We start from the raw sequence: 12,195 nt of genomic DNA on the forward strand, positions 1-12,195 counted from the left end.
TCTGCTTATCCATGGAGGTCGGGATGAATATCTTTGACAACTACACCGCGCGGTATGAACGGACTCGTGAAGAAGAGTATTCCATGCAGGAATACCTTGATCTTTGTAAAAAGGACAGGCTGGTGTATGCCAGTGCTTCAGAACGCATGCTGGCTGCCATCGGTGAGCCAGAGTTGGTTGATACCCGGCATGACTCTCGGCTATCACGCATTTTTTCAAATAAAGTGATCAAGATTTATCCTGCTTTCCGTGAATTTTATGGCATGGAAGAAGTGATAGAGCAAGTCGTTTCCTACTTCCGCCATGCCGCGCAAGGTCTGGAAGAGCGCAAACAAATTCTGTATTTGCTAGGCCCTGTCGGTGGTGGTAAATCTTCCATTGCTGAAAGATTGAAATCTTTGATGGAAAAAATCCCTTTTTATTGCATCAAGGGTTCACCCATCAATGAATCGCCTTTGGGTTTGTTCAACGAAGATGAGGACGGTGTTTTACTGGAAGAAGATTTTGGTATTCCGCGTCGTTATCTAAAAAACATACCGAGTCCCTGGGCCGTCAAGCGCCTGCATGAGTTTAATGGCGACATCAATCAGTTCCGTGTGGTGCGGCGTTATCCTTCGGTATTGAAACAGGTCGCGGTTTCCAAAACCGAACCAGGTGACGAAAATAATCAGGATATTTCTTCACTGGTGGGTAAGGTAGATATCCGCAAGCTCGAAGAATATGCGCAGGATGATCCTGATGCCTACAGCTATTCAGGTGGCTTGTGCCTGGCAAATCAAGGGCTGATGGAATTCGTCGAAATGTTCAAGGCTCCCATCAAGGTCTTGCACCCCTTATTGACAGCGACACAGGAAGGTAACTTCAAGGGGACCGAAGGATTTGGTGCGATACCTTTTGAGGGCATCATACTGGCTCACTCCAATGAGTCTGAATGGAAGACCTTTAAAAACAATAAAAACAATGAAGCCTTCCTCGACCGTATTTATATCGTCAAAGTACCGTATTGCCTGCGCGTCAATGATGAAATAAAAATTTACGAAAAACTGGTACGTACTTCTTCACTGGCAGCCGCACCATGTGCCCCTGGCACCTTGAAAATGATGGCGCAATTTGCCGTGCTGTCGCGCCTGAAAGAGCCAGAAAATTCCAGCATCTTTAGCAAGATGCAAGTGTACGACGGTGAAAACCTCAAGGACACAGATCCCAAGGCCAAGTCACGTCAGGAGTACGCTGATTATGCCGGTGTCGATGAAGGTATGAATGGTTTGTCTACCCGCTTTGCCTTCAAGATTTTGTCCAAGGTATTCAACTTCGATAACACCGAGGTTGCTGCGAATCCTGTGCATCTGTTGTATGTACTGGAACAGCAGATAGAACGCGAGCAGTTTGCACCAGAAATCGAGCAGAAATATGTGTCCTATATCAAGGAATATCTGGCTCAGCGTTATGCCGAATTCATAGGCAAAGAGATACAGACCGCCTATCTGGAAAGCTATTCAGAATACGGTCAGAATATTTTCGATCGTTATGTCACCTTTGCTGATTTCTGGATACAGGATCAGGAATTCCGTGATCCTGATACCGGTGAAAGTTTTGATCGTGATGCCCTGAACAATGAACTGGAAAAAATAGAGAAACCGGCAGGCATTTCCAATCCCAAAGACTTCCGCAACGAGATCGTCAATTTCGTGCTGAGGGCCAGGGCGCAGAATGCTGGTAAAAATCCGGCCTGGACCAGTTATGAGAAACTGCGTACGGTAATCGAGAAAAAAATGTTCTCGAATACTGAAGAATTATTGCCTGTCATTTCCTTTAATGCCAAGGCCAGTGCAGATGACTCTAACAAACACCAGGAATTTGTTGAGCGTATGGTAGCCAAAGGCTATACCGCCAAACAGGTACGCCTGCTGTGTGAATGGTATCTGCGTGTCAGGAAATCTTCATAAAGAAGCATGGATAGCAGAACGGTGCAGGAAATTTCAGGGCAAACGGGAGAGCATTTTGGTTCATCTGATTGACCGGCGTGTCCAGGGTAAAAATAAATCTGCCCCGAATCGCGAGCGTTTTTTGCGTCGCTATAAAGGGCAGATCAAAGATGCTGTTGCCAGAGCAGTCAAAGGTCGTTCGATTACTGACATAGAAAGCGGCGAGCGTATTTCCATTCCTGTCAAAGATGTCAGCGAACCGACCTTTGGTCATGCCCACGGCGGCGTTTGGGAAGGTGTGCAGCCAGGTAATGAGCAATACCAGCGCGGTGATCAGGTTGCCAGACCAAAAGGTGGTAGCGGAGGCTCAGGCAAGGGCCAGGGCGGTAATAGCGAAGACCCCAGTGAAGATGATTTCGTATTCCAGTTGTCGCGCGAAGAATTCATGAATTACTTCTTTGAAGACCTGGAGTTGCCAAACATGGTCAAGACGCAACTGACCTCAACAACAGACTTCAAAAGCCAGCGTGCGGGTTATAAAACTTCAGGTACAGCATCGAGCCTGCATGTACTGCGCTCCCTGCGCGGTGCCATGGGCAGGCGCATTGCAGTGGGCGGTAAGTCTGCCCGCAGATTGAGGGATGCCGAAGCAGAAATGACAGTCTTGCTGGAAGTGGGTATGGATCCCAAAGATCCCTACTTTGTCGCACTGAAGGAAGAAATACATCACCTGCGCATGCGGCTGCTGGCTATTCCCTTCCTTGATCCTTTTGATTTGCGCTATAGCAATCGCGTCAAGGTTCCCAAGCCAGCCAGCCAGTGCGTGATGTTTTGCCTGCTGGATGTATCGGGTTCCATGGATGAGCAAAAAAAAGATACAGCGAAACGCTTCTTTATCTTGCTATACCTGTTCTTGACACGTGCCTACGAAAAAATAGAAGTTGTCTTCATACGCCATCACACGACTGCACTCGAAGTGGATGAGGACGCTTTTTTCCATTCGCGCGAATCTGGTGGCACTATCGTTTCTTCTGCCCTGAATCTGTTGGCGCAAATTGTTCGTGAGCGTTATGCTGCATCGGACTGGAATGTATATGTGGCGCAGGCGTCGGATGGTGATAACTGGGACAATGATTCAGCCACCTGCAAGCAGTTGCTGATCAATAACATCATGCCTCTGGTGCAGTATTATGCCTATGTAGAAATTACTGATGGACAGCCACAGAACCTGTGGCTGGAATATGAAAAAGTCGCCGAGCAAAGTGCGCACTTTGCGATGCAAAAAATAGAAACACCGGCGGATATTTATCCGGTCTTTCGGGAACTGTTCAAGAAGCAGCCGAAATGAGGTAATCCATGGAAAACGACCATGTCAGCCCCAGGAAAAAACATGCACGCGCCTTGCCCGAACAATCAGAATGGACATTCGAACTGATCGAGCAAGCCCACGAAGAAATTCGCCGGGTGGCAGAACAATTTGGACTCGATACCTACCCGAATCAACTCGAGATCATTACCGCCGAGCAAATGATGGATGCCTATGCTTCGGTAGGTATGCCGGTATCCTATAATCACTGGTCGTTCGGCAAGCATTTCTTGTCTACCGAAAAAAGTTATAAACGCGGGCAAATGGGTTTGGCCTATGAGATAGTCATCAATTCCAACCCCTGTATTTCTTACCTCATGGAAGAAAACAGCCTGACCATGCAGGCTTTGGTGATCGCACATGCTGCCTATGGACATAATTCCTTTTTCAAGGGGAATTACCTGTTCCGTACCTGGACTGATGCCGAGGCCATCATCGACTACATGCTGTTCGCCAAAAATTATATTGCTGACTGTGAGCAGCGTCATGGCATGGAAGCGGTAGAGTTGATAATTGACTCCTGCCATGCCTTGCAAAATTATGGCGTCGACAGGTATAAGCGTCCAGCCCGCATTTCTCTTGCTGAAGAACGTGAACGGCAGGAAGAGCGGGAAAAATACATGCAGTCCCAGGTCAATGACTTGTGGCGCACCATACCGCGGCGCAGTGAAGCGCCAGAGAGTCTGGTGAAACAGCGGTTCCCTGCAGAGCCGCAAGAAAATCTCTTGTATTTCATTGAAAAATATTCACCCTTGCTGGAACCCTGGCAGCGTGAAATCGTGCGCATCATCCGTAAGGTGTCGCAGTATTTTTATCCGCAACGCCAAACCCAGGTCATGAATGAAGGCTGGGCAACGTTCTGGCACTACACCATCTTGCATCAGCTATATGAAGAAGGCGTGGTGGGCGACGGCTTCATGATGGAATTTTTACAAAGCCATACCAATGTTGTGTATCAGCCGCCTGTGGGTAGCCGGTATTTCAGCGGGATCAACCCCTATGCCCTGGGCTTTGCCATGATGCGTGATATCCGTCGCATTTGTGAAGACCCTACGCCAGAAGACCGCGAATGGTTCCCTGACTTTGCCGGGTCTGATTGGCAAAAAACCTTGCAATTTGCCATGCGCAATTTCAAGGATGAGAGCTTTATTGCGCAGTACCTGTCACCCAAACTCATGCGCGACTTCCATTTCTTTTCCATACTGGATGATGACAGCAAGGACAAATTGCTGATTTCTGCGATTCATGATGAGCATGGCTATCGTTATCTGCGTGAGCAACTGGCAGGGCAATACAATCTCGGTAACCGCGAGCCCAATATTCAGGTATGGTCGGTTGACATGCAGGGCGACAGGGCTTTGACTCTGCGTCATACCCAGTATCTGCGCCGTCCCTTGAACCCTCAGACGGGGGAAATGCTCAAGCATGTAGCCAGATTATGGGGCTTTGATGTTTATCTGGAAACGGTTGATCCTGAATCAAAAGTGTTGGCCAAACAGGAGTGTAAATGGGAAAAACGCAACAGACCCTGAGTTTTTCAAGCTGCAGGAGTAGTGCGGCTAAATCCCGATAGCGACTGTGCTGTCTATCAGTTAGAATGAAAAACGATCATCAGAAGACGGAGACGCACCATGTATCTGGACCACCCAAAAATTTCTGCTACCAATAGCGAAACCGAACCAGACCGCATAGAGCGACTGAGCCGTGTGTATGGTTATGCGATGGGGCTGGCAGATATTGATGGCAATACCGCCTGTATTACCAAACTGGCCAAGATACATGACCATAAGGGTACATTGATGGTGATTTGGTATGACGCACCGACAACTGCTGAGAAGAGTTATTTCGTGCGTGCCTGGAATAGCCGTATCGGTGATGAAACTGAAATTGTCGAGCATGCCCTGATGCTCAATGAGCCAGTATCCAACGCAGAATAAGTAATTTCAGCTCTCTGCATAGAGCTGAAGTTGTTTCAGCCCTTGTTATCCATCCTCATTCTTTTTGCAACTGCACATGGACAGGCTTATGCCTGCCATGCGCAGGTAGTAGTACTGAGAGTACTGAGAGTACTGAGCGTACTGAACTTTACCGCCTAGTGCTTCAAATCTCCCAGCAAATCAGAAATGCCCGCCCAGCCAATCTCTATGCCTATGCACAACAAAATAAAGGCAGACAAGCGCAGCAAGACTATCGCACCGACATCACCCAGAATTCTTTCCATATTGCGGGCAAAGCGATAGCACAGGTAAATCACCAGGCTGGTCAGCAGTACGCCCACCAAAGAAGCAATACCGGTAATGATCCAGTCCACAGGTTTATGCGGCATCTGTGTCCCCAGCGTGACAGAAGCGGCGATGGTGCCAGGCCCCACCGTCAGGGGGAAGCTGAAAGGGTAAAAACTGCGCCTACGCAATTCTTCCTTGGTCCAGCTGCCGCCATGGGACGCTGCCACAGAGTTGCGCAAACTGTCCTGACCCTGGTCATTCAATAATTTCCATCCTGCCATGGCAACGACGATGCCACCGGCAACCCTGACGATGGGCAGGGAAATACCAAAAAAATCCAGCACATAAGAGCCGATAAAGATGGCACCCATGAGCAGGAAAAAGCAATTCAGGGCGATGCGTTTTGCCAGCCGGTTGGCCAGTGACGGCTCTATTGGTCCTGTCATGGACAAGAAGATAGGAGCAATGGCGATGGGGTTCAATATGGGCAGCAAAGTGATCGGTACTACGATCAGGGCCTTAAAAAAAATGATCATCGTGATGCTCATGAATACTCCTTGAATATGGGCTAATGATTATGCATCAGAATTTCAGTCGCGGCGACTACCAGACCACGCTTTCACCTACAAAATGATACTTTCAGCGGGTAGGCGATTGCACGTGCATGATATACAATTAATTTGCCAGTTTTAAGAAACTGGTCAATCAAAACTGAGGATGCCATGAAGTCTTTGAGCAAAGTTGTAGTACTTTCGGCCCTGAGCCTGACTTTGTTTGGGGCTTGCCAGATGGCTCCCCTTTCTTATTTGAATGGTAATCCTGGACGGCCCTTGTTTAACCATGAATATCCGGTCCGCATCGTTGCAGTAGATCAGACATATTACCTGACCGGACCTGTTCAGGTCACACCAGGCAAGCACCTGGTTACGGTTCAGCTCAGCCACTCCACTTCTCACGTACCAACCCAGAAGACCCTGACCCTGGATGTGCAGCCATGTACTCGTTATTACATTACCGCTAAAAAAGAATCCCTTATGGAAAGCAAATGGGAACCCAGGATTTTCGATACTGAAAATGTCGGCGGCTGCAATGCGGCAGAAGAATTAAAGAAGGCCAGTAGCTCTGCCGTAGTGACTGAGTCCAAATCATAGGCACCTGAATACCTTCCGAAGGCATGCAATGCACTTATTCCAGTATTTGCTTAGAATACTGCATTCGCTTGATGACTTTGCTGCGCTGCCATGAGTATAAGCTTTTCCCCATTACTTCCTGAGCATCAGGATTTGCTCTGGAATTTTCTGCATATTGCCTTGTGGGATCCACCGCCTGCAGGTTTGCGTCCGCTGGAAACCCTGCAACTGCCACCTGTGCGCATTTATGCCGAAAACTGGGGCCGTGCCAGCGATATTGGTATCATCGCCCGCATTGAGGGTGAGCAAGGTCCCATAGGCGCATGCTGGATGCGCCTGGTGCCGGATGGTTTGGGGCTGGCTTATATCGATGAACAGACACCGCAACTGGGTATCGCGCTCTTGCCCGCGTATCAGCACAAGGGCTACGGCAAGGTCATGATGCTTGCCGCGCTGGATGCGGCACGTCAGCGCGGGGTGGGACAAGTTTCTCTTACCGTGCATCCACAAAACCCAGCGGCAGGTATGTATGCATCTTGCGGCTTTGTGCAAACTGAAATCAGGAATTCTTATCTGCTCATGCAGGTCAAGTTATGAATGTTGTGAATGCAGCGACAATTTTAAAATAATCTGAAAGAAAAACATGCCTCATCTGACCGTCGAATATTCCAGTAATTTGCCTCTGCAAGCCAAGGAAGTGCTCTTGCAGATCAATACTTCTTTAGCAGAAACAGGACATTTTAATGAGATCGATATCAAGAGCCGGGCAATTCGCTTTGATGATGTAATTATTGGTACCGCACCTGCTGCGCGTGCTTTTTTGCATGCCAAGCTGGTGATATTGAAAGGGCGTAGCACTGAAGTAAAACGTGAATTGTCTGAGCGTGTGCTGGCTGTCATTCAAGCTGCACAAATCTGGCCGCAAGGGCTGGATGTGCAGCTTTGCGTAGAAGTACTGGAAATTGATAAAGAAACTTATGCGAAGGCGCATTTAGCGAACTAAAAAGAAGCTGCCAAAGTAGCCTTCACCATCAATCTCTCATTGGTTAAAAATCAAACTTCAATTCACCTACTACACTGCGTTGCGTGTAGGGGTGAAAGGCCCAGTATTTTTTATTATTCAAATTATCTATGCCGACAGAGGCCACCCATTGCCTGGCCAACTGATAGCGCACGCGCACATCGGCGACCACAAAGCTGGAAAACCCCTGATAGGTAAAGGCATTGCTATCGCTGTTATCGAGTGAGCCATATTGCTTGCCGCTATAGCGCAAACCCAAGGTGGTGCTGAGTTTGTCGTCCGGGCGGTAACTGATGACAAAATTGGCGCGCCATGCTGGTACCCGTGGCTGCCATTTGCCAACGCTGGCCGGGAATTTGTCGTTCCTGGTGATAACAGAGTCGGCATAAGTCAGGCTGGTGATCAGGTCCAGCCCACGTGTGAATACATCATTGGCCTGATAAGCGAGTTCCAGTCCTGTCGTATGGATTTCATCGACGTTCTGGATATTTGTCACATTCGGTGTCACCAGCGTATTCACTTGTGAATACAGCGCGTCTTTGGTTCTTTCATGGAACAGGGTAGTACGCAGAAAACCTTTGCCATCATTCAGTGTCCGCTCTGCCGTCCACTCTGTAGTCCAGGATTTTTCTGGCTTCAGGTTGGGGTCGTTATTGACGATGGCCGTAGTCGAAATACTGCCCTGATACAACTCAGAAACAGTAGGCATACGTACAGCACGACCTGCTGATGCTTTCAAAGTCCAGTCTTCATTGGCCCTGAAGGCGATTGCTGCTTTTGGGGAAAAATAATTTTCCTTGCGCTCTGCAAAGGGCATCGTGGAATTTGCATTTGAGATAGCGCCACGATCTGCCTGCCATTGCTCAAGGCGACCACCAACAATGGCTTTCCACTGAGGATTGATACGCCAGGCATCTTGCGCATACAGGCTTTGCAATTGGGTATTACCCTGGAAGGCAGAGTAGCGCTTGGCCGCAGCGCCTTTGATCCAGTCATCAGTATCGGATACCAGGGTACGCATTTGATAGGCTTCACGCTGATAACCAAATTCTGCAGTATGTTCTGCATTTGGACGCCAGATGCCTTTCAATGTCAGGGTATTCCAGCCTGTGCCTGCGCCATCTGTAATACGACCATTGCCGCCGCCGTTGGCCTGCGGGATTGCCACAGTTGGTGCACGGGCGATATCCTTGCTGTAGTCATACAGGCTGGCGGCCACTTCCCAGTCAAACTCGCCCTTGGTATTGCTCTTCAGGTTCAGGCCATGAGTGATATGTTCGAGCTGGTTTTTGCTGTTGGCCATATCGGTGGGGGCCAGGGTGTATTTTTTTTCGGCGATATTGATGTCGCCGCTATATACCGTATTGCCCGCAGCATCACGCAGATAGCTTTCGACGCCACTGTTCATATTATTGCGCCAATAACCAAAGGTGTAGCTGGCACGCAAAGTCGGGCTAAAGTCATAGGCCAGCTTGACTTTGGCATGGTCTTGAGTGGTATGGTATTGCCCCGTAGCACCCAGTATCCACCAGTCCAGCCCTTGTGGATTTTTGTCGGCGATCGCGCCTGTCACTGCGATGCCCGCGCTGCTGCTGATGCCAGTGGAGGCCAGCTTGTTGGCGAAGGCGATAGGGTGGCCATCGCTATCAAGTTGATTCACATTCAGCCACCAGGAAAACGCACCTTGTTTATTACCCAGGCTGGCGCTGAGCTGTTTGCCGCTATAGCTTTTGTCTGTGCCATATTGCTGGAAGTTTTCGCTAAAACCCACCAATTTGGCATGGGCTTCAAACTGCTTGGGCATGTGCGTCACATAGTCGACTACGGCACCGGCAGAATTGCCAGCATAGGCAGCAGAGAAGGGGCCGTACAGGACATCCACTCGCTCGATTTCTTCCGGTGTTACCAGACCCCAGCGCGGGGTGAAGCTGGCACCATTGCCCAGCAGGTTGGACAGCAAGATGCCATCGGCATACACCATGGAGCGCGCGCTGTTACCTGTGCCAGATGCGCGTGTCGCCAGCACTGCATGATTGTAGTCACCGACATAGCGTTTGCGTACCAGCAGACTGGGCAGGTATTTCAGGGCATCTTCTGCATCTATGGCATTGATGGTCTGTTCCATGGTCTTGGCACTGATACCTTCTATGGTGGTCGGTATTTCCTTGGGCAGGGAAGAGGGGCGGTCGCCATTGATGATGACGCGCTCGGCCTGGGTGGTATTTTCTATTGCTTCAATTGCGAAGGAAGTAGCAGGTAACAGTGGGAAGGCGGCAGTCAGTGCCGCTGTCAATGCGCGCAAGCGCAAAGGGCGTAAAGGAGACATATGAATAATCTGAAAATTGGAACGCGCATGCAAATGCGCAAAGCAAACTTGCCAGTGCGGGTGGCATGGCCGGTTTGAACTAATTCAAATTTTTAGATGGCTGGCGGCCCGCGTGCAGGTAAAGGTGCGGCAACGATCGATGCCAGGCGTGCTGCCGGGATGGAGCGGGTGGCGTAGGATAAGGCGTGGGGTGCTGCAAAAACCGTGGTTTGCGGGAAGCTGGCAGGCAAACTGGCTGCCAGGCACATGGAGCAATCAAGCATGTGCGTCATGCTCTTGCCAGTTTCTTTGACGCCACTGCCGTCCGCTTTGATGAATTTATAGCCGGTACTGGTACAGATCAGATTCATGCCCTGTTCGCCGGATTTCACCACTGAAGATGCCATCGCGACACCCAGCGTCAGTACATACATAAGCAGTACTGCGCGCACCAGGTGGCGAAAACACGACAGGGAAATACGTTGGGCGGACATGGGGCGGAATTGTACCACCCTTCTGTCCTGCTATAAATCTGCTGTTGGAAGTCAGGAAAAATAAGCGAACTGACATCAAAGCAGTCAAATTTGGGGCTATCATGGCGATTTTCGGGGCAAGCCTGGCCTGGGCCGCACAATGGCAGACAGCCAAATCTGGACGAGTAGTCCAGATGATAGTCAGGCATCAGCCCCTTTACTCAACAGGTATTTGGCATAAGTAGAAGGATAGATCTTGAGACAAGTTAGCCTGGGTCAGCAACTGACCCGCACCAAGCCCATAGACCATAGTGAACAGGTGACCGATGACCAGGGCCACGCACTGCACCGCTCATTGGGACTGTTTGCCCTGACCATGATAGGCGTGGGTTCTACTATCGGTACCGGTATTTTCTTCACCATGGTGGAGGCTGTGCCCAAAGCCGGGCCTTCAGTCATCCTGTCTTTTATCATCGCGGCGATTACGGCTGGTTTGACTGCCCTGTGTTATTCCGAGCTGTCTTCCCGTATCCCGGCATCCGGTTCTTCTTATTCTTATGCCTATGCAACGGTCGGTGAATTTGGTGCCTTCATTGTTGCAGCATGCCTGTTGCTGGAATATGGCCTGGCCGCCAGTGCGACTGCGATAGGCTGGTCGGCTTACCTGAATAATTTCCTGACCAACGCCCTGGGCTGGCAGATACCTGAAATGTTGCGTTCCCCCATGATCGTGGCTGGCGCCAACGGGGTGGAATTTCATGCCGGGCAATTCAACCTGCCGCCCATGGTTCTGGTAGCGATATGCTGCATACTCTTGTTGCGGGGTGCCAAGGAGTCCGCCACTGTGAATACCATCATGGTATTGATCAAACTGGTGATCCTGACTTTCTTTGCTGTCGTCGCATTTTCCGGCTTTAATGCCGAGCATTTCACCCCCTTCTTTAATACCGACAATAGCAAGGGCCTGGCAGGTATGGCTGGTGTAACGGCAGCCGCCGGTACAGTATTCTTTTCCTTCATCGGTCTTGATACCGTGGCGACGGCTGGTGCTGAAGTCAAGGACCCCAAACGCAATGTGCCACTGGGCATCATGGCAGCACTCATCGTCGTGACTGTGTTTTACTTGCTGGTAGCCGTTGCAGCTGTTGGTGCCCAGCCTGCCAAGATGTTTGAGGGGCAGGAAGCCGGTCTGGCAGTGATCTTGCAAAACGTGACAGGTAAGGCCTGGCCTGCATTGATCTTGTCTGCTGGCGCTGTGATTTCGGTATTCAGCGTGACACTGGTGACTATTTACGGTCAAAGCCGGATTTTGTTTGCCATCAGTAAAGACGGCTTGATCCCAAGTTCTTTCCAGCGCGTGCATGTCCGTACCCGTACCCCTGTCAGCAATACCATCATGGTTTGTGTGCTGGTGGGTATAGTTGCTGGTCTGGTTGATTCCACTTTCCTGTGGGATATGGTCAGCATGGGCACTCTGGTTGCGTTCATGGTGGTGTCGGTTGCCGTGCCTGTCATACGCAGGCAAAAGTTGGGTGAAGGTGTAGCCGGTTTCCGCGTGCCTTTTGGTCCTTACCTGATACCTGGCCTCAGCATACTGGCTTGCCTGTATATCCTGAAAGACTTGTCGGCGACCACCTATCATGTCTTCTTTATCTGGATGGCAGTCGCTATCGCGATTTATTTCCTGTATAGCAAAGCTCATTCACACTTGAATAAACAGCAATAAGCCTGATATTCCTGAAGCGCCCGG

General features: G+C 49.9%; 11 protein-coding genes. 8 read left to right on the forward strand and 3 right to left on the reverse strand.

The annotated features are described in order from the left end of the window. The first annotated feature begins 23 nt into the window (after window positions 1–23). The 4 genes from AC3WQT_RS20115 to AC3WQT_RS20130 all read left to right on the forward strand — a co-directional run bounded on the left by AC3WQT_RS20115 (window position 24) and on the right by AC3WQT_RS20130 (window position 5,228). A complete protein-coding gene (locus AC3WQT_RS20115; RefSeq protein WP_492706421.1) occupies window positions 24–1,946 on the forward strand; it encodes a PrkA family serine protein kinase in 1,923 nt (640 codons plus the stop codon). Window positions 1,947–2,001: 55 nt separating this feature from the next. Further along, window positions 2,002–3,273 (forward strand): YeaH/YhbH family protein, encoded by a 1,272-nt coding sequence (locus tag AC3WQT_RS20120; protein ID WP_492706423.1) that lies wholly within the window; start codon window positions 2,002–2,004, stop codon window positions 3,271–3,273. Between the two features lie 8 nt (window positions 3,274–3,281). Beyond that, window positions 3,282–4,823 carry a SpoVR family protein gene (locus AC3WQT_RS20125; protein WP_492706425.1) on the forward strand — a complete coding sequence of 514 codons (1,542 nt, stop codon included), beginning with the start codon at window positions 3,282–3,284 and terminating at the stop codon, window positions 4,821–4,823. A gap of 99 nt (window positions 4,824–4,922) precedes the next feature. Beyond that, window positions 4,923–5,228, forward strand: a complete 306-nt coding sequence (locus AC3WQT_RS20130) for a hypothetical protein (RefSeq protein WP_492706427.1) — start codon at window positions 4,923–4,925, stop codon at window positions 5,226–5,228. 155 nt (window positions 5,229–5,383) lie between these two features. On the opposite strand, the gene AC3WQT_RS20135 is transcribed toward AC3WQT_RS20130, so the two are convergent. Further along, window positions 5,384–6,064: a MarC family protein gene (locus AC3WQT_RS20135; RefSeq protein WP_492706429.1), complete on the reverse strand. Its 681-nt coding sequence runs from the start codon at window positions 6,062–6,064 to the stop codon at window positions 5,384–5,386. A 174-nt stretch (window positions 6,065–6,238) separates the two neighbouring features. On the opposite strand from AC3WQT_RS20135, the gene AC3WQT_RS20140 reads away from it, so the two are divergent. The 3 genes from AC3WQT_RS20140 to AC3WQT_RS20150 all read left to right on the forward strand — a co-directional run bounded on the left by AC3WQT_RS20140 (window position 6,239) and on the right by AC3WQT_RS20150 (window position 7,649). Then, entirely contained in the window at window positions 6,239–6,667 is a 429-nt protein-coding gene (locus AC3WQT_RS20140; protein ID WP_492706431.1) for a hypothetical protein, read from the forward strand. A 90-nt stretch (window positions 6,668–6,757) separates the two neighbouring features. Continuing rightward, the gene (locus AC3WQT_RS20145) at window positions 6,758–7,243 is read left to right on the forward strand and encodes a GNAT family N-acetyltransferase (RefSeq protein WP_492706432.1); all 486 of its coding nucleotides are present in this window, start codon (window positions 6,758–6,760) and stop codon (window positions 7,241–7,243) included. A gap of 46 nt (window positions 7,244–7,289) precedes the next feature. Further along, window positions 7,290–7,649: a 5-carboxymethyl-2-hydroxymuconate Delta-isomerase gene (locus AC3WQT_RS20150; RefSeq protein WP_492706434.1), complete on the forward strand. Its 360-nt coding sequence runs from the start codon at window positions 7,290–7,292 to the stop codon at window positions 7,647–7,649. 43 nt (window positions 7,650–7,692) lie between these two features. Here AC3WQT_RS20150 and AC3WQT_RS20155 read toward each other — a convergent pair whose 3' ends face one another. Further along, window positions 7,693–9,993, reverse strand: coding sequence for a TonB-dependent receptor (locus AC3WQT_RS20155; RefSeq protein ID WP_492706436.1), 2,301 nt, complete (start codon window positions 9,991–9,993; stop codon window positions 7,693–7,695). Between the two features lie 92 nt (window positions 9,994–10,085). After that, the gene (locus AC3WQT_RS20160; protein WP_492706438.1) at window positions 10,086–10,466 is read right to left on the reverse strand and encodes a DUF2946 family protein; all 381 of its coding nucleotides are present in this window, start codon (window positions 10,464–10,466) and stop codon (window positions 10,086–10,088) included. 235 nt (window positions 10,467–10,701) lie between these two features. On the opposite strand from AC3WQT_RS20160, the gene AC3WQT_RS20165 reads away from it, so the two are divergent. Next, on the forward strand, window positions 10,702–12,171 hold the full coding sequence (locus AC3WQT_RS20165; RefSeq protein WP_492706439.1) for an APC family permease: 1,470 nt from the start codon (window positions 10,702–10,704) through the stop codon (window positions 12,169–12,171). Window positions 12,172–12,195: the final 24 nt, after the last annotated feature.

Source organism: Undibacterium sp. FW305-107, assembly GCF_058788535.1.